This window comes from Kitasatospora sp. NPDC004531 (assembly GCF_053602195.1).
This window is the reverse complement of sequence record NZ_JBSGDD010000081.1, coordinates 16,132-33,259: the sequence shown is the minus strand read 5'-3', so window position 1 is coordinate 33,259 and position 17,128 is coordinate 16,132. Positions and strand designations below refer to the sequence as shown.

Below are 17,128 nucleotides of genomic sequence, written 5' to 3'. Positions count from 1 at the left end.
CCCCGCGCCCCTGACGGGGCGCGAGGTGCCCCCATGCGCCCCTGACGGGGCGGGGGCGGGGGCGGGCGTGGGGTGGGCGTCAGGGGGTGGCGCGGTCGACGAGGACGGGGCGCGGGGGGAGGGTGAGGGTGGCGTGGGTGCCGAGGGGGAGGGTGGTGGCGGTCTCGGTGGGGAGGTCGGACTTGATCTCGGTGCCGTCGGGGAGGCGGACGGTGAGGCGGGTGACGGCGCCGAGGAAGGAGGCGGCGACGACCTGGGCGGGGCCGTCGGCGGCGGGGGCGAGCTGGACGTTCTCGGGGCGGACCAGGACGTGCAGGTCGCCGTCGGCGGGGAGGTCGCCGTCGACGGGGTGGCGGTGGCCGAGCACCTCGACCTGCCCGTCGGCCGTGCGCGAGCACGGGATGCGGCTCATGGTGCCGACGAACTCGGCGACGAACGCCGTCGCCGGCCGGTTGTAGAGCTCGGAGGGCGTGGCGCACTGTTCGAGCTGCCCGGCGCGCAGGACGGCGACCCGGTCGGCCATCGAGAGGGCCTCCTCCTGGTCGTGGGTGACGAACAGGGTGGTGATGCCGAGTTCCTGCTGGAGGCGGCGGATCTCCTCGCGCAGCGAGAGGCGGACCTTGGCGTCGAGCGCGGAGAGCGGCTCGTCGAGGAGCAGGACGCGGGGCTGGAGGGCGAGCGCGCGGGCGAGGGCGATGCGCTGCTGCTGGCCGCCGGACATCTGGTGCGGGTAGTGCTCGGCGCGCTGCGGGAGGCCGACGAGTTCGAGCAACTCGTGGGCGCGCCTGCGGCGTTCGGGCTTGGCGACGCCGCGCATGCGCAGGCCGAAGGCGACGTTGTCGGCGGCGGTCAGGTGTGGGAAGAGGCTGTAGGACTGGAAGACCATGCCCGCGTCGCGCCGGTGGGCGGGGATCCGGGTGATGTCCTCGCCGTCGACCAGGACCTCGCCGGAGTCGTGGGTCTCGAACCCGGCGAGGATGCGCAGCGCGGTGGTCTTGCCGCAGCCGGACGGGCCGAGCAGGGCGAGGAGTTCGCCCGGTTCGACCGTCAGGTCGAGGCCGTCGAGGGCGGTGGTGGTGCCGAACTGCCGCCGCAGGGAGCGGAATTCGACGGTGGCGCTGGTGGCGGGGGCGACGGTGGCGGTGCTCATGGGTGGTGGTCTCCGGGGGTGGCTCAGGAGGCGGTGGCGGTCTTGTGGCGGCGCTCGCGGCCGGCGGCGGCCAGCAGGAGCAGCAGCACCCAGGTGATCAGCAGGCTGAGCACGGACACCGCGACGGACATCTGGCCCTGGCTGTTGCCGACCGAGTAGATCCACACGGCGAAGGGCTGGTAGCCGAGGATCGAGGCGGTGGTGAACTCGCCGAGGACCAGGGCCAGGGTGAGGAAGGAGGCGTTCAGCAGGGCGCCGCGCAGGTTCGGCAGGATCACCTGGACGACGGCGCGGGGCCAGCTCGCGCCGCAGTTGCGGGCGGCCTCGACCAGGGTGCGGACGTCCACGGCGCGCAGGCCGGAGTCGAGGGCGCGGTAGGCGAGCGGCATGGCCATCAGCACGTAGGCGATCACCAGGACCAGCGGGAACTCGGGCTGCTGGATGAACACGAAGGTCTGGAAGAACGGGGTGTCCATCAGGTAGTCGGGGCCCCAGCGGAGCACGCCGATCAGGCCGGCGGTCAGCGCGACCGGCGGCACCACCAGCGGCAGGGTGCAGACCACTTCGAGCACCGGTCGGAGCTTCGGCGAGCCGAGCCGGACCGCGATCATCGCGGGGACCAGCAGGAGCAGCAGCACGACGACGGTGGCGGCGGCGAGTTCGAGGGTGAGCACCAGGCTGTCGGTGAAGCCCGGGGCGGACAGCAGCCCGGTGTAGGCGTCGAAGGAGACGGTGCCGTTGGGGTCGTCGATGGAGAACCACACCGAGGCGGCCATCGGGATCAGGAAGTACAGGCCGGCCAGCAGCAGGACCGCCCCGCGCCAGACCCGCAGACGGGAGATCAGCTGAGCCATCGGGCACTCCGGCGCTGGAGGGGCAGGTAGACGGCCATCACCAGGACGGCGACGATGATCATGTCCAGGCTGAGCGCCAGGGCCAGGTTGCCCTGGCCGGTCAGCACGTTGCCGGACAGCGCGTCGGCGATCTGGCGGCTGATCAGCGGGACGGTGGCGCCGACCATCGCGGCGGCGGTGGCGTACGCGGCGAACGCCGAGCCGAACAGCAGCACGAAGCCGCCGAGCAGGGACGGGAACAGGATCGGCAGCGCGACGTGCCGCCAGTACTGGAGGCCGGTGGCCCGGTTGTTCTGGGCGGCCTCGCGCCACTGGACCCGCAGGCCCTCCAGGGCCGGGGTGATGGTGAGCACCATCAGCGGCACCAGGAAGTACAGGTAGGCGATGGTCAGGCCGGTGAAGCTGTACAGCGACCAGCCGTGGTCGGTCAGGTGGAACAGCTTGGTCAGCTCGCCGGCGTTGCCGAGGGTGGCGACGAAGGCGAACGCCAGCGGCAGGCCGCCGAAGTTGGCGAGCACGCCGGAGGCGGTCAGCACCGCCTCGCGCAGTACCCGGAACCGGGAGGTGAGGACCGCCTGGGCGATCGGGACGCCGACCACGGTGCCGATCAGCGCGGTGAGCGCGGACAGCTTCACGCTGGAGACCAGGGCCGTCCAGTAGGCGCCCTGCACCGAGTCGGTGAGGTTGGCGGTGGTGAACGAGCCCGCGCCGGTCTCCGCGTCGCTGGAGACGGTGAACGCGCCCGTGACGATGGCGACGGCGGGCAGGCCGAAGCCGATCAGGAAGAACACCAGCAGCGGGAGCGTGGCCAGCCAGGACCTGCCGCTCAGCAGGCGGCGTCCGGCGGGCTTCGCGGGGGTGGGGGAGGTCGTGGCGGTGCCGGTGGCCACCGGGCCGCCGCTGAGGTCAGCGGCGGCCGGGGCCGGCACCGGGGTGGGAGCCGTGGTCATGTCGGTGATCAGCCCGCGATCGCCTTGGCCCAGTTCTCGGTCACGACCTTCTTGGCCGCGTCGATCTGCTCCGAGCTGGGGAAGGTGGTGAACGGCTTCTCGACGGCCGGCAGCTTGGCCGCGGCGGCGGTGTCCAGGGTGCCGTCCTTCTTCATGGCGTCGAACAGCGCCGGGGTGGCGTAGCCGCCCATGAAGCCGTTCTGGCCCTCGGCCGAGTACAGGAACTCCATCCACAGGCGGGCGGCCGCCGGGTGCGGGGCGTCCTTGTTGATGGCCTGGTTGTAGAACTGGGCGTAGGAGCCGTCGGCGGGGATCGTCACCTGCCAGTCGATGCCCTTGCCCTTGAACTCGTCGGTGTAGCCGGCGTTCAGGTACGACCAGTCGATCGAGATCGGGGTCTCGCCCTTCTCGACGGTGGCCGGGGTGGACTCGACCGGGTTGAAGTTGCCGGACTGCTTCAGCTTGGCGAAGAAGTCGATGCCGGGCTGGATGTTGTCCAGCGAACCGCCGTTGGCGAGCGCGGCCGCGTACACGCCGCCGAACGCCGAGCCGGACTTGGTCGGGTTGCCGTTCAGCGCGACCTGGCCCTTGTACTCGGGCTTCAGCAGGTCGGCGAAGGTCTTCGGGCAGACCGCGACCTTCTTGGCGTCGCAGCCGATCGAGATGTAGCCGCCGTAGTCGTTGACCCGCAGGCCGGCCGGGTCCTTCATGGTGTCCGGGATCTTGTCGAAGTTCGCGACCTTGTACGGGGCGAGGATGCCCTCCTTGGCGGCGGACAGCGCGAACGCCGAACCCAGGTCCAGGGTGTCGGGCGCGCGGTCCTGGCCCTTGCGGGACTTGACCGCGTTGATCTCGTCCTGGCTGGAGCCGTCCGGGTTCTCGTCCTCGATCTCGATGCCGTACTTCGCCTTGAAGTCGTCCATCAGCTTGCCGTAGTTGGCCCAGTCGCGCGGGAGGGTGATGACGTGCAGCTTGCCCTCCTTCTTCGCGGCGGCGACCAGGCCGTCCATGCCGCCGAAGTCGGCCAGCGAGGTGGCGGTCTTCGCGTTGCCCGAACCGCCCTTGGCGTCGCCGGACTTGGCGGTCGAGCCGGCGGAGCCGCAGGCGGAGAGGGAGAGTGCGGCAGCGGTCAGCACGGCCGCGAGGGCGGCGGCGCGGTGGCGGTGCACGGTCACGGGAGGGTCTCCTGGAGGAAGTGGAGCTGCAGAGATCACAAGAGGTGTTCGGTGCGCGGCGCGGCAGGTACGCGGCCAAGTTGGCCAGCCAACTTCCGTCGCCCGAGGTAAGTACGCCCGAGGCCGGTGACGGGAAAGTGAACGGACGGCCCAGTACAGGGGGCGGCTGTCGGAACGGTCGCGCCCCGGACCGGGCCGTCCGGCGGCAGCGGCTACAGTCAATGGTGTACGCGCGATCACGCCGCGGACACGGCCCAATCTCCTTACCAGCCAAGGGACTCGACGCACGTGGCATCCGACCAGGACAGCGCCGCCGGTTCGCTCTACCGCAAGGTGGCCGCCGACCTGCGCGAAGCGATCACCTCCGGCTCGTTCGGCGACGCCGGACGGCTGCCGGCGGAGGGCGCCCTCGCCGAGCAGTACGGCGTCTCCCGCGGCACCGTCCGCCAGGCCCTCGCCCTGCTGCGCGCCGACGGCCTCGTCACCTCCCGCCGCGGCACCCGGCGGGTCGTCCTCGGCAGCGCCCGCGTGCAGTCGTTCTCCGAACTGCTCTCCTTCACCCACTGGGCCCGCTCGATGGGCGAGGAGCCCGGCGGGCGGCTCGAATCCATGGTCCGCCGCCCCGCCGACGCCGCCGAACGCGAACAGCTGCGCCTCGAAGCCGGCACCGAGGTCTACGTCATGCTCCGGCTGCGCACCCTCTCCGGCACCCCCGTCATGGTCGAACGCACCGTCTACCCGCCCAGGGTCGGCGAACTCGTCGCCCAACTCCCGCCCGACGCCGTCTCGCACACCGAACCGCTGCGCGAGCACGGCATCCTGTTCAGCGACGCCGACCACACCATCGACGTGGTCGGCGCCAACGCCGACGACGCCCGCCTGCTCGGCTGCCGGCGCGGCAGCCCGCTGCTGCGCGAGAAGCGGCGCACCACCGACCCGACCGGCACGCCCGTGGAGTGGTCGCAGGACCGGTACCTGCCGGGGACGGTGGCGTTCTCCATCCACAACTCCCTCGCCTCGTCGGCGCTTTCGCGGCACGCGCGGGAGAACGACTGAAATCCCGGGTGCGGGGCGCCGGCGGGTGGGCGAGCATGGGGGGATGACCGGGATCACGCGCCTCAGCCCCGCCGAACTCCACCCCACCGCCGGCTACGCCCACATCACCGTCGTCGAGGCCGGCCGCACCGCGCACCTGGCCGGGCAGTGCCCGCTGGACGCGGACCGGGCCCTGGTCGGCGAGGGCGACCTGTTCGCGCAGCTCGACCAGGTGGTGGCCAACTCGCTCCTCGCCCTGCGTGCGGTCGGCGCCGGCCCGGAGCGGGTGGTCCGCTCGGTCATCTACGTGGTGAGCGACCGCCGCGACGAACTCGCCGCCGCCTGGGACCACTTGCGCACCGGCCCGCTCGCCCCCGCCCTCACCACCGCCAGCACCCTGCTGGGCGTCGCGGCCCTCGGCTACCGGGGCCAACTGGTGGAGATCGACCTGACGGCGGCCCTGGCCGACTGAGCGGGGGCCGTCACTTCTGCCGGCAGGCGGTTTGCGCAGCTGGGTTCCGACGTTCGCAGGGTCAGCGCGAAGGGCGCGGGAACGCCGCGAGCCGGGTGCGGGCCAGGTTGCACTGCCGCACGGCGATGAACCCGGCGACACCCGAGCCGACCAGAGCCAGCGTCAGGAAAGTCACCAGGCACTGGAGGCTGCGGGTGCGGCGTCGTTGCAGCCGCAGGTCCCGGCTGTCCAGGTCGGCCTTGCCGATTCCGTGGACGGGCGCGGCCAGCGACACCACCCGGTCGCGGAACGGGCTGCCCACTGCCATGGGGCGGCGGGCACTCGGGCGCACCGCCCGCAGGTCCACCCAGAACGGCACGTCGCGGAACGCGCCGCTCAGCACGCCGGGCAGCGCGGTGGTGCGGGTCCAGTCGAAGTCCGCCGCCTGCGGGTTCCAGGCGATGTCGCCGTCGGCCAGCGCGATCAACAGCGTGTCCACGGACTTGTGTCGACGCCAGAAGGCGAGCTCCCGGGCCACCCAGGGCGAGGCCGCGGCCGTCGGTGAGGCCAGGTAGATGAGGTGGTCCGCCGCTGCCAGGTGCTTCATGAGCTCGCCGGGCAGGTCGCTGTTCGCGCCCAGGCCGGTGCTGTCCCGGAACACCGCGACCGAGGAGAGCCGGCCCAGTCGGCGGCGGGCGAGATGGTGCAGGCCGTCCTCGATCTGTGCGGCCAGGGCGCGGTCGTTCTCGTTGCGCCGGCTGTAGGAGATGAACACGCGACGCCGTTCCAAGGCCGCTCCCGCGACTCGACTTCCTGTCACCGCGCGTCAACTTATCGTATTTGATGAAGAGTTCATTGTCGGTGAGGGAGGCGGGGGCTCTTTGCCGAGCAGGTTTTCGCGGCCGGGTGATCCGGCCCTGGGGCGGGGTATGACTTTCGGCAGATCCGCAGGTGGGGGCGGGCGTCGTAGGGTCGTGGGTATGCGGATGGGCGGGGTCGGGCTGCCGGTGGTGGCGGCGGTGTGTGTGGGGCTGGGGGTCGCCAGTCTGTGGTGGGTGGTGCCGGCGGTCGGGGTCGCGTTCTGGGCCGGGTTGCGGACGGAGCGGGTGCGGCCGGCGGTGGTGGTGTTCGCCGTGCTGGTGGCGGGCGGGGTGCTGGTCGTCGGGTCGGTGCCGGCGTGGATCGTGCTGGGGCTGCGGTTCGTAGTGCTCGCGGTGTGCGCCGGGATGGGGCCGTGGCTGTTGGGCCGGTTCTGGCGGCAGTCGCAGGAGCTGGTGCGGGCCGGGTGGGAGCGGGCGGAGCGGCTGGAGCGCGAGCAGCAACTCGTCGCCGAGCAGGCCCGGTTGCGGGAGCGGGCCCGGATCGCCCAGGACATGCACGACGCCCTCGGGCACGACCTCAGCCTGATCGCGCTGCGCGCCGGGGTGCTGAAGCTCGCCCCCGACCTTGCCGCGCCGCACCGGGAGGCCGTGCAGGAGATCCGGGCGGGTGCGGCGGCCGCCGTCGACCGGCTCGGCGAGGTGATCGGCGTGCTGCGCGCCGGGGACGAGGACGCCGCCGCCCGGGGCCCGGCCGACTCGGACATCCCGCACCTGGTGGCGGACGCGGCGGCCGCCGGACTGGACGTCCGGGCGGAGATCACCGGCGAGCCGGACGGGCTGCCGCGCGCCGCCGAGCACGCCGCGTACCGGGTGGTGCAGGAGGCGCTGACCAACGCCGCCAAGCACGCGCCGGGGACGGCCGTCACCGTGCGGGTCGCGTACACGGACGGGGGCGCCCGGATCAGTGTGGCCAACGGGCCCGGGCCGGCGGTGTCCGCGGCGGGCGGCGGGCGCGGCCTGGTCGGGCTGGCCGAGCGGGTCCGGCTCGCGGGCGGCAGCTTCGTCCACGGGCGGCGGGAGGACGGCGGGTTCGAGGTGGCGGCCGAGCTGCCGCGACGCCCCGCCGGGCCCGTCGCGCCGGGGCCGGCCGCCGCGCCGTCGCCGGTGCGGGAACTGCTGCGGGCCCGGCGCAAGGTCGGCCGGACGCTGGCCGCCGTGGTGCTCGTCCCGCTGGCGACGGCCGTGCTGCTGACGGTGGCGCTGCGGATGTGGACGTTCTACGTGGTCAGCCTGTCGGTGCTGGACCCGGAGGTGTACGCGACCCTCCAGGTGGGGCAGGACCGGGCCTCGGTCGAGCGGGTGCTGCCCGGCCACCGCCTGCCGTACCTGCCGCCGAGCGGGCCCTCGACGCCCGCGCCGCCGCCGGGCGAGGGCGTCTCGTGCGTGCACTACGCGATCACCGCCCAGCTGTTCGTGGACCGGGCCGGCGACGCGTACCGGCTGTGCTTCCAGGACGGCCGGCTGGTCTCGCGTGACGTGCTGGCTTCCTGACCTTGTGACGATGATCTGACTGGAGTTGCCGATGACCACCGCACCGATCCGGGTCCTGCTCGCCGATGACGAGCCGATGATCCGCGCGGGGCTGCGCGCCGTGCTCGCCACCGACCCGGGGATCGAGATCGTCGCCGAGGCCGGGGACGGGCGGGAGGCGGTCGAACTGGTGCGGCGTCACCGGCCGGACGTCGCCGTGCTGGACATCCGGATGCCGGGCACGGACGGTATCGCGGCCGCCGCCGAGATCCGTCGGGGCGGCCTGGCCACCGGGGTGCTGATGCTGACGACCTTCGGCGAGGACGACTACATCCTGCGGGCCCTCGGCGGTGGCGCGAACGGCTTCCTGATCAAGTCCGGCGAGCCCGAGGAACTGCTCGCCGGGGTGCGCGCGGTGGCCGCGGGGGCGGCCTACCTGTCACCGAAGGTGGCCGCCCGGGTGGTCGCCCACCTGGCCGCCACCGGGGCCGGCGGGCCCGCCGACCGGCGCACCGCCGCCCGGGAACAGGTGGCCGCGCTGACCGCCCGGGAACGGGAGGTGCTGGCGCTGGTCGCCGCCGGGCTGTCCAACGGCCGGATCGCCCGCCGGCTGGGCGTGGTCGAGGGCACCGTGAAGGCCCATGTGAGTTCCGTGCTGGCGCGTCTGGGGGTGGCCAACCGGGCGGCCGCCGCCGTCCTCGCGCACGAGGCCGGGCTGATCGACGGTGTGCGCGTGGGCAACTGACGCCCCGGTGGCCGGGGCCGACAGCAGTCGGCCGAGGAGCGGCGCCCCGGTCAGCGCGGCCACCGCGCGGGTGGCCGTCGGCCGCAGGGCGAGCAGCACCGCCGCGGTGACGGCGCCGCCGAGCGCCGCCCCGGCGAGCACGTCGTGCGGGTAGTGCACGCCGGCCGCCACCCGCAGCGCGGCCGTGGCCCCGCCGACGGGGACGACCAGCAGCGCCCAGCGCGGGCGCAGCAGCACCAGTCCGGTCGCCAGCGCGAGCGCCAGGGTGGCGTGGTTGCTGGGGAACGACCAGTCGCCGGGCGGCGGGCAGTCGGCGACGGCCGTGCCGGGCAGGCCGGTCAGCGCCCGGCAGGGCCGCTCCTCGTCGAGGAAGACCTTCAGCACCTCGCTCGTCCCGTACGCCAGCACCGTGCCGAGCCCGACCAGCGCCACCCCCGCGACCGCGCCCGCGTCCCGTCGGGCCCGGGCCGTCCACCAGCCGAACGCCAGCAGCAGCCCGAGTACCAGCAGTCCGGCCTCGGTGGCCGGTTCCAGCAGCGAGGCCACCGCGTGCGGGGCGTCGGCGACGGCGTCCGCCACCCGGCGGTAGCCGGCGGCCGACCAGCGGGCCGGCTCCGCTCCGCCGCCCGACGGCGCCAGCAGGGCCACCGCCCCCGCCCCCGTGCCGAGCAGGGCGGCGGCGAGGACGGGCCGTGGACGGGCGGCGGTGCTCCTGGAACTCCTGTGCGTGTGCGTCATGGTCGGGACGGTAGGCGCGGCGACCGCCGTTCCACCCGGCCCGAAAGTCGGGCGGCGCCCCTGACGATGGTCGGGGTTGACAGCGCGGCAGGCTCAGCCCATCAGCGCCATCAGCAGCGGCCGGAACTCGGCGAACTCCGGGGCGGCGGCCGACGGGTCCTTCGCGGCCTCGTCCCAGCGGCGGACGGCCACCGCGTCGGCGGCGAACGGCCCGGCGGCGAAGGCGGCGGCCTCGTCCTCGCCCATCGGGCCGCCCTGGAGGCCGAGGGTGTGCACCGAGGCGGGGGACAGCTCGGCGAAGTAGTCGGGCTCGACGGCGCACAGGTACCGCTTGGCCGGGACGTGCAGCCGGACGGGCTCGGTGACGGCGGCGGGGAAGCAGCGCGACAGCCAGGCGGCGGCCTTCGCGCCGTGGCGGTTGTCGGCGCCGGCCATCAGCTCCAGGCCGCTGCCGTGGAAGTGGCCGATGTCGTGCAGCAGGGCGGCCGCCACCAGCGCCGGCGGTGCGCCCTGCCGGCGGGCCAACTGCCCGGCCTGGAGCATGTGTTGGGCCATGGTGACGGCCTCGCCGAGGTACTCGCCCGAGCCCTCGCCGGCGAACAGCGCCTCCAGTTCGTCGAGGACGGCGACGTTGCGGCGCAGGACGGCGAGGGTGGAGGACAGCGCGTCGAGGTCGGCGTAGCAGCCCTGGAGGTGGCGGCCGCCGGCCTGCTCGAAGGCGGTGCGGGCGTGCAGCAGGCGGGTGTTGTCGAAGATCAGGCAGTCGCCGGGGCCGAGGCGGAACTCCAGTTGGAGTTCGGGGCGCAGGGTGATCTCCGCGAAGCGCCGGTACGCGGCGTAGAAGGCGTCGAGCTCGGCGCCGGTGAGCGTGCGCAGGGTGTCGATGGAGCGGTTGTTGAAGCGGATCTCGCGGATCGCGCCGCGCGGGTCGAGGCCGATCATCGGCATCTCGGCGGACAGGTCGGCGGTGCGGTCGCGATAGCGGAACGGCACCGGGGTGCGGGCCAGCAGCGCGAACGCCTCCGGGTCCTCCGCGCGCAGCAGGTCGGCCGCGCGGAAGCCGTCCACCAGGCCGGAGTCGCCGCCGGCGGCCTCGTTGCGCAGGCAGTGCAGCAGCTGGAGGGTGGGGACGGGGTCGCGGTACGGGTTGTCGGTGTGTGGGGCGATGGCGGCGTCGGTGAACGCGAAGTTCACCGCGTCGGGCTCCACCCGGACGTCGAACAGCTCGCCGTAGTTGGTGTCCCGGACGTAGCCGAACGTCCTTGCCACGGACAGGACTTGGCGTTCCTCGACGGGGACGCCGCGGAGCACCGCGAAGCCGGAGCGGCGGACGGCGGCCAGCACGGCGATCCGCTCCTCGGGATCGGCCAGGTAGGTCGCCCAGTCGGCCTCGGGCAGGCCGCGCGCGAAGTCGGCGGCCTCCCACAGGCGCTTGCCGTGCTCGGTGCGGTGGTCGCCGTCCTGCTCGGGGGAGTTCCAACCGGTCGGGTAGTGCGAGCGGTGGCCGTCGGACCAGCGCACGCTCAGGCCCGCCGCGTCCTCGACCGCCTCGACGGCGGCCAGGCCGTCCGGCAGGTCGCCGACCTGGAACCGCTTCTGCCCGCTGCGCGGGTCGCGGCACTCGGCGCACGGGCAGTTGTCGCGCAGCCAGTAGGGGTTGGGGACGGGCATGGGAGCAGCCTCCGGTTGTACAGACAACTTCTGCGGGGGCTGCTCAGCCAAATACCCTTCCGCGTACACCGGTCGCCCCACCGGTGAACGCCCGGCCACGGGCGGCCGAACCCTGTCCGCGCCGGGCGCTAGCCTGCGGGCCATGACCCTCGACCTCGTCCGCGACCTTCCCGCGGCCCTCGCCGACCGCGCGGCCGCGTGGCGGCTGATCGGCGACCTCGCGGCCTTCTGGGGCGCCCCGCTGATCCCGGACAGCGGCAGCACCGACGCCGAACTCGACGCCGCCGAAGCCCGGTTGGGGCTTCGCCTGCCCGTCGCCGTGCGCGAGGCGTACCGGCTGATCGGCAACCGCCCCGACCTGACCAGCAACCAGGACACCCTGCTGCCGCCCGATCGCCTCTACGTCGACCAGGACTGCCTGGTCCACCGGGTGGAGAACCAGTCCTGCGCCTACTGGGGCATCCCGCTCGCCGCGCTCGACCAGGACGACCCGCCGACGGTCGCCTGGCCGGACGTCGCGCCGTCGGTGCCGCTGGAGATCACCCCGTGGACGGCGAGCTTCTCCACCGAGTGCCTGGGCATCGTGCTGACCGAACCCCTGCTCGACGACAGCGCCCACGTCGACGGCGGCGAGGTCGACCCGGCCGCCCTGACCGGCTGGACGGAGCTGCCGCGCCTCCACGCCCCCGGCGTCGATATCCGCCACTTCACCCGCCCGGACGCCCTGCTGGCGCTCCTGGACGGCGCCTGGCTGGCCGTCCGGGCAGTGGATGAGGAGGCGCTGGACGCGCTCTGCGAGGAGCTCCCGGCCTCCGAAGGCTGACGCAGCGTCAGATCGTCTGCTCCCAGGCCTCGGTGGCCGCGGCTACGGCCGGGGCGGCGGAGGTGTCGGTGGCCTGGGCGAGGGCTTCGAGGGTGGCGATGACGGTCTCGGGGGTGGCGGCGGGGCCGTAGTGGTTGAGGCGGAGCATGGTGGTGGCGAGCGGGCCGCCGCCGGCCTGGACGGGCAACTGCGGGGCGTGGCGGTGGAGTTCGGCGGCGAGGGCCGTGGCGTCGAGGCCGTCGGCGGTGCGCAGGGTGGTGGCGACCGGGGCGGCGTGTTCGGCGAGGCGGACGAACGGGGTGACGGTGCCGAGGGCGGTGGCGCCGGCGCGGGTGGCGGCGGCTGCGGCGCGGTGGCGGGCGATCACCGCGTCGAGGCCCTCGGCGGTGATCGCGTCCAGGCACTCCTCCAGTGCGAGCATCTCCAACTGGGCGGGGGCGTGCGGCAGTTGGGTGCGGCCGGCGTCGGTCCAGCGGGCCTTCCAGTCGAGCAACGAGAGGTAGGAGCGGCGCGGCGCGGCCGAGTTGGCCTCGATCCGCTGCCAGGCCCGCTCGCTGACCGAGACGGCCGAGACGCCGGCCGGGCCGCCCATCGCCTTCTGGCCGCCGATGACGCACAGGTCGATGCCCCAGGCGTCGGTGAGCAGCGGTTCGGCGGCCACCGAGGCGACCGCGTCCAGCATCAGCAGCGCGCCGTGCTCGCGGACCGCGGCGGCGATCTCGGCGACCGGGTTGGTGTTGCCGGTGGCGGCCTCGGCGTGCACCAGGGAGACGAAGTCGATCTCCGGGTGGGCGCGCAGCGCGTCCGCGACCTGCTCGGCGGTGACGGCGGCGTCGAACGGCGCGGACAGGTCCACCACCTTGGCGCCGGCGTCGCGCAGCCAGCCGCCGAAGGTCTGGCCGTACGGGCCGGTGATCACGTTCAGCGCGGTCGAACCCGGGTGCGCCGCACCCTTGATCGCCGCCTCCAGCGGCAGCAGCGCCTCGCCCTGGGTGACGATCACGTCGGCCTCGGTGTGCAGCAGCGCCGCCACCTTGTCCTCGATCGCGGCGAACCTGGCGGCGGTCATCGGCGGAAGGTCGAGCAGCATGCGGGAAGGCCTTTCGGGCAGCGGAGGGATTCGCCGGGGGCGGCACGGGGAGTCCGCCGCCGAACAGTCTGCCGCAGATCGCCGGGTGGGCCCGCACGGCCGCCGAGTACAGTGCCAGGCATGACGGACGGTGGGGTGCTGCACATCAGGGGCCGGGTGCTGGTCGGACCGGAGGACGTCCGGGACGAACTCTGGGCGGTGGACGGCCGGGTGACCTTCGAGCGGCCCGCCGCCGAACCCGACGCCGCCCTGACCGGCTGGGCGCTGCCCGGCCTGGTCGACGCGCACTGCCACGTCGGCCTGGACGCGCACGGCGCGGTCGACGCCGCCACCAGCGAGAAGCAGGCCCGCACCGACCGCGACGCCGGCACCCTGCTGATCCGCGACGCCGGCTCCGCCGCCGACACCCGGTGGATCGACGACCGCGACGACCTGCCGAAGATCATCCGGGCCGGACGGCACATCGCCCGCACCCGGCGCTACATCCGCAACTACGCGCACGAGATCGAGCCCGGCGACCTCGCCGCGTACGTCGCCGCCGAGGCCCGGCGCGGCGACGGCTGGGTCAAGCTGGTCGGCGACTGGATCGACCGCGGCGTCGGCGACCTCGCCGCCTGCTGGCCCGGCGACGCGCTCACCGAGGCGATCGCCGCCGCGCACGCCGAGGGCGCCCGGGTCACCGCGCACTGCTTCGCCACCGAGTCGCTGCCCGACCTGCTGGCCGCCGGCATCGACTGCATCGAGCACGCCACCGGCCTCACCGAGGAACTGATCCCCGCCTTCGTCGAACGCGGCGTGGCGATCGTCCCGACCCTGGTCAACATCGCCACCTTCCCGGATCTGGCGGCCGGCGGCGAGGCCAAGTTCCCGCAGTGGTCCGCGCACATGCGCCGCCTGCACGAGGGCCGCTACGCGACCGTCGCCGCCGCGCACGACGCCGGCATCCCGATCTACGTCGGCACCGACGCGGGCGGCTCGCTCGCCCACGGACTGGTCGCCGAGGAGGCGCTCGAACTCACCAGGGCGGGCCTGAGCACCACCGAGGCGCTCGCCGCCGCCAGTTGGTCCGCCCGCGAGTGGCTCGGGCGCCCGGGCCTGACCGAGGGCGCCCCCGCCGACCTGGTGGTCTACGACGCCGACCCGCGCGCCGACCTGCGGGTGCTGGGGGCGCCGCGGCACGTGGTGCTCAACGGCCGGGTGGTGTGAGGCGGCGATGCTGCGCGGGCCCGAACGCGAGGCCTTCTGGGCGTCCCTGCCCGAGGGGATCCGGCGGCAGGTGGACGGCTACGTGCTCCAGGACAACGTCCTGGCGGCGGTCGGCGTCCTGGTGGACGTCGGCTTCGTCCGCTTCGGTGTCGGCGCCGGTGCCGCGCAGCTGATCGTCGGTGACCGCCACCGGCACTACGGCGACCGGATCGCCCGGACCCCCGAGAGTCCCGTCGACCCCGAGTCGCTGTCCTGGCGGGCGGCCGGCGTCGGTGAGCGGATCCTGGCGATCGAGGCGGTGTGGGACGGGGACACCGTGCACGACTGGTTCGTGCGGCTGCTGGCGATCGGCGAGGCGGCCGAGCACCGGCTGGCGCTCGTGGACCGGAGCACCGCCGAGCGCCTTCTCGGCTCCGCCGACCGGATCGACGGCCGCCCGCACATCGCCGTCGCCGCCGAGCGGATCGGGCGGGGCGTCGCGGCGGAGCTCGGCGTGCCGTTCCACTTCGCGAGCCCCCGCACGCCCGACGACGAGGCTCCGCGCTGGGTGCGGCCGGGCTCGTGAACTGGCGTTGTCGGTGCGGCCGATAGGCTTCCGTCATGGCTGCTCGACCCTTGCACGAAGTTGTTGAACCCGGCTGGGCGCAGGCCCTCGCGCCGGTTGCCGGACAAGTCGCCGCGATGGGGGACTTCCTGCGCGCCGAGATCGCGGCCGGGCGTACCTATCTGCCGCCGGGGCCGCAGGTGCTGCGGGCGTTCCAGCAGCCGTTCGCGGACGTCCGGGTGCTGATCGTCGGCCAGGACCCGTACCCGACGCCGGGCCACGCCGTCGGGCTGAGCTTCTCGGTCGCGCCGGAGGTGCGTCCGATACCGCCGAGCCTGGTGAACATCTACCAGGAGTACAGCAACGACCTGGGCTTTCCGCCGCCGTCGAACGGCGATCTGACGCCGTGGGCGAACCAGGGCGTGCTGCTGCTCAACCGTGCGCTGACCACCCAGGCCCGCAAGACCAACGGGCACCGCGGCAAGGGCTGGGAGGCCGTCACCGAGCAGGCGATCAAGGCGCTGGCCGCGCGCGGCGGCCCGCTGGTGGCGATCCTGTGGGGGCGTGACGCGCGTGAGCTGCGGCCGTGGCTCGGGCAGGTGCCGAGCGTCGAGTCGCCGCACCCCAGCCCGTACTCGGCGTCCGGCGGCTTCTTCGGGTCGCGGCCGTTCAGCCGGGCCAACGACCTGCTGGTCCGTCAGGGCGGGCAGCCGGTGGACTGGCGGCTGCCGTAGCGCTGTACGGCCGGCGGGCGGGGCAGGTTGCTGTGAGGTATGTCACTACGCCCCCGTGAAGGTCTGTACCACCGGCGCACATTACCGCGCGTAACCTCCCGTGAACTGCGATGTCGCGGCGTGAACGGGCAGGTGTCCGGCCGGCGCCGCCCGCGCAAACGTGGCCGATAGCCGACCGACCGTTCGGGCCGGGGTGGACCTGGGCCCGCCCGCCGTCCGTAGTGGAGGGGGACGGCCGGCGCGCGACCGGCCGCTGAGCGGGAGGACGGACGATGGCGGGAACACTGGCCGACCTGGTGGGGGACACGGCGGCGTTCGGCGAACTGCTGGCGCTGCGGCGGCCGGAGGTGTTCCGCCCGGCGGCCTGGCCGGCGGGGGTGTCGGGGCCGGCGGAGCTGGACGAGGCGCTGCGCGGGGGACTGCTGCGGGTGCCGTACGTGGAGATGGTCCGGGCGGGGAAGGTCGTGCCGGAAGCGGAGTTCTGCACGGCCCGCACGGTCGCCGGGCGGCGCGAGCAGGGCTTCGCCGACCCCGAGCGGATCGAACGGCTGCTGGCCGACGGCGCCACGCTGCTGCTGCCGCAACTCGACCAGTGGCACCCGTCCGTACGGGCGCTGGCCGCCGACATCGCGCTCGCGCTGGGGCGGCGCACGGAGGCGTTCGTCTTCGCCACCGGCACCGGCCGACGCGGCCTCGACGTGCACCGGGACGACGCGGACGTGCTGGTCGTCCAGCTGGCGGGCGAGAAGGAGTGGACCGTCCACGAGGCGCCCACCGACGGCCGCTGGCACCCCGGGCCCGCGCCGCAGCCCGGGCCGGTGGCGCTCGCCACGGTGCTGCGGGCGGGCCAGGTGCTGTACGTGCCGCGCGGCGCCGCGCACGCCGCGACCGGCCACGCGGGGCTCTCCGTCCACCTGTCCTTCACCGTCCGGGAGGCGGGCACCGGAGGGCTGCGGGGCGCGATCGGCGAGTGGCTGGCGGGCGGCGACTGGGCCGAGACGCTGCCACAACGCCCAGCCACGGAAGGGGAGTTGCTCGCCACGGCCGCCGAACTGCTGCGGCTCGGCCGGGCCCGGCTGGACGAACTCACCCCGGAGCGGCTGCTGCGCCTGGCCCGGGGTCCGCTGCCGGCCCCGGAGGCGGACGACGGCGGGCACGGGCAGGCGGGCGGGCCGCTCGGCCGGGGCTGAGACGCGCGGTTCGCGGCACGCGGCAAGGGCGCGGCCGCCCCGGGAGTGCCTCCCCGGGCGGCCGCGCCCCGTGCTGACGTGAGTGGCGCGGCGTCAGATGCAGTACGGGCGGGTGCAGGACCCCGTGATGGTGCAGACGGCGCTGATCGCGGCCTCCTCCGGTCCGGAGTCGACCGCGATCAGGTCGTGGACGTCCAGGTCGAACAGCTCCTGCAGGTCGTCGGCCATGTGAGCCTCCCATCGTCGTTGCCGCATCTGACGCGGCGGACTGCAGCGGACGTTAGGCAGCGGACGGCCGGCCGGACAATGGCTCCGCGCCGCCGAACGGCTGGATCCGGTCAATCGTCGAACCACTCCGGACGCGACCGACCGACCATGGACAGCGGCGGGACCGCCGGGATACACAACCCGGGTGCCGTCC

The 17,128-nt window shown here is 74.3% G+C and carries 17 protein-coding genes and 1 pseudogene; 9 read left to right on the top strand and 9 right to left on the bottom strand.

Features of this window, described 5'->3' with window-relative positions; all coding sequences use genetic code 11:
• Positions 1 to 79: 79 nt before the first annotated feature.
• The 4 genes from ACWEMJ_RS26550 to ACWEMJ_RS26535 are packed head-to-tail and all read right to left on the bottom strand — an operon-like array spanning position 80 to position 4,129.
• Positions 80 to 1,150: an ABC transporter ATP-binding protein gene (locus ACWEMJ_RS26550; RefSeq protein WP_452139645.1), complete on the bottom strand. Its 1,071-nt coding sequence runs from the start codon at positions 1,148 to 1,150 to the stop codon at positions 80 to 82.
• A gap of 23 nt (positions 1,151 to 1,173) precedes the next feature.
• On the bottom strand, positions 1,174 to 2,004 hold the full coding sequence (locus tag ACWEMJ_RS26545; protein WP_452139644.1) for an ABC transporter permease: 831 nt from the start codon (positions 2,002 to 2,004) through the stop codon (positions 1,174 to 1,176).
• Positions 1,992 to 2,954 (bottom strand): ABC transporter permease, encoded by a 963-nt coding sequence (locus tag ACWEMJ_RS26540; RefSeq protein ID WP_452139643.1) that lies wholly within the window; start codon positions 2,952 to 2,954, stop codon positions 1,992 to 1,994. The genes ACWEMJ_RS26545 and ACWEMJ_RS26540 overlap by 13 nt, the downstream gene beginning before the upstream one ends.
• A gap of 8 nt (positions 2,955 to 2,962) precedes the next feature.
• Positions 2,963 to 4,129, bottom strand: coding sequence for an ABC transporter substrate-binding protein (locus ACWEMJ_RS26535; protein WP_452139642.1), 1,167 nt, complete (start codon positions 4,127 to 4,129; stop codon positions 2,963 to 2,965).
• Between the two features lie 288 nt (positions 4,130 to 4,417).
• Between ACWEMJ_RS26535 and ACWEMJ_RS26530 the strand changes: the two genes are divergently transcribed.
• On the top strand, positions 4,418 to 5,185 hold the full coding sequence (locus ACWEMJ_RS26530; RefSeq protein ID WP_452139641.1) for a GntR family transcriptional regulator: 768 nt from the start codon (positions 4,418 to 4,420) through the stop codon (positions 5,183 to 5,185).
• 43 nt (positions 5,186 to 5,228) lie between these two features.
• On the top strand, positions 5,229 to 5,636 hold the full coding sequence (locus ACWEMJ_RS26525) for a RidA family protein (protein WP_452139640.1): 408 nt from the start codon (positions 5,229 to 5,231) through the stop codon (positions 5,634 to 5,636).
• A 61-nt stretch (positions 5,637 to 5,697) separates the two neighbouring features.
• Here the strand turns inward: ACWEMJ_RS26525 and ACWEMJ_RS26520 are convergent, their stop codons facing one another.
• Complete coding sequence (locus ACWEMJ_RS26520) at positions 5,698 to 6,405, bottom strand: toll/interleukin-1 receptor domain-containing protein (RefSeq protein ID WP_452139639.1); 708 nt, start codon at positions 6,403 to 6,405, stop codon at positions 5,698 to 5,700.
• A gap of 190 nt (positions 6,406 to 6,595) precedes the next feature.
• On the opposite strand from ACWEMJ_RS26520, the gene ACWEMJ_RS26515 reads away from it, so the two are divergent.
• Both ACWEMJ_RS26515 and ACWEMJ_RS26510 read left to right on the top strand, forming a co-directional pair.
• Positions 6,596 to 7,987, top strand: coding sequence for a sensor histidine kinase (locus ACWEMJ_RS26515; protein ID WP_452139638.1), 1,392 nt, complete (start codon positions 6,596 to 6,598; stop codon positions 7,985 to 7,987).
• Positions 7,988 to 8,018: 31 nt separating this feature from the next.
• On the top strand, positions 8,019 to 8,711 hold the full coding sequence (locus tag ACWEMJ_RS26510) for a response regulator (RefSeq protein ID WP_452139637.1): 693 nt from the start codon (positions 8,019 to 8,021) through the stop codon (positions 8,709 to 8,711).
• A 150-nt stretch (positions 8,712 to 8,861) separates the two neighbouring features.
• On the opposite strand, the pseudogene ACWEMJ_RS26505 reads toward ACWEMJ_RS26510, so the two are convergent.
• Both ACWEMJ_RS26505 and tmpA read right to left on the bottom strand, forming a co-directional pair.
• Positions 8,862 to 9,449: pseudogene (locus ACWEMJ_RS26505) on the bottom strand (phosphatase PAP2 family protein); the annotation flags it as partial.
• Between the two features lie 93 nt (positions 9,450 to 9,542).
• Positions 9,543 to 11,120 (bottom strand): 2-trimethylaminoethylphosphonate dioxygenase, encoded by a 1,578-nt coding sequence (gene tmpA / locus ACWEMJ_RS26500; RefSeq protein ID WP_452139636.1) that lies wholly within the window; start codon positions 11,118 to 11,120, stop codon positions 9,543 to 9,545.
• Positions 11,121 to 11,262: 142 nt separating this feature from the next.
• Here tmpA and ACWEMJ_RS26495 point away from each other — a divergent pair, with 142 nt between their 5' ends.
• The gene (locus ACWEMJ_RS26495; RefSeq protein ID WP_452139635.1) at positions 11,263 to 11,943 is read left to right on the top strand and encodes an SMI1/KNR4 family protein; all 681 of its coding nucleotides are present in this window, start codon (positions 11,263 to 11,265) and stop codon (positions 11,941 to 11,943) included.
• A gap of 7 nt (positions 11,944 to 11,950) precedes the next feature.
• Here the strand turns inward: ACWEMJ_RS26495 and ACWEMJ_RS26490 are convergent, their stop codons facing one another.
• Positions 11,951 to 13,033: a pyridoxal-phosphate-dependent aminotransferase family protein gene (locus ACWEMJ_RS26490; protein ID WP_452139634.1), complete on the bottom strand. Its 1,083-nt coding sequence runs from the start codon at positions 13,031 to 13,033 to the stop codon at positions 11,951 to 11,953.
• Positions 13,034 to 13,153: 120 nt separating this feature from the next.
• On the opposite strand from ACWEMJ_RS26490, the gene ACWEMJ_RS26485 reads away from it, so the two are divergent.
• The 4 genes from ACWEMJ_RS26485 (at position 13,154) to ACWEMJ_RS26470 (ending at position 16,707) form a co-directional block, all read left to right on the top strand.
• Entirely contained in the window at positions 13,154 to 14,239 is a 1,086-nt protein-coding gene (locus ACWEMJ_RS26485) for an amidohydrolase family protein (protein WP_452139633.1), read from the top strand.
• Between the two features lie 7 nt (positions 14,240 to 14,246).
• Entirely contained in the window at positions 14,247 to 14,804 is a 558-nt protein-coding gene (locus ACWEMJ_RS26480; protein WP_452139632.1) for a hypothetical protein, read from the top strand.
• 35 nt (positions 14,805 to 14,839) lie between these two features.
• On the top strand, positions 14,840 to 15,517 hold the full coding sequence (locus ACWEMJ_RS26475) for a uracil-DNA glycosylase (RefSeq protein WP_452139631.1): 678 nt from the start codon (positions 14,840 to 14,842) through the stop codon (positions 15,515 to 15,517).
• 272 nt (positions 15,518 to 15,789) lie between these two features.
• A complete protein-coding gene (locus ACWEMJ_RS26470; protein ID WP_452139630.1) occupies positions 15,790 to 16,707 on the top strand; it encodes a JmjC domain-containing protein in 918 nt (305 codons plus the stop codon).
• Between the two features lie 93 nt (positions 16,708 to 16,800).
• On the opposite strand, the gene ACWEMJ_RS26465 is transcribed toward ACWEMJ_RS26470, so the two are convergent.
• Positions 16,801 to 16,935 (bottom strand): hypothetical protein, encoded by a 135-nt coding sequence (locus ACWEMJ_RS26465; RefSeq protein ID WP_452139629.1) that lies wholly within the window; start codon positions 16,933 to 16,935, stop codon positions 16,801 to 16,803.
• Positions 16,936 to 17,128: the final 193 nt, after the last annotated feature.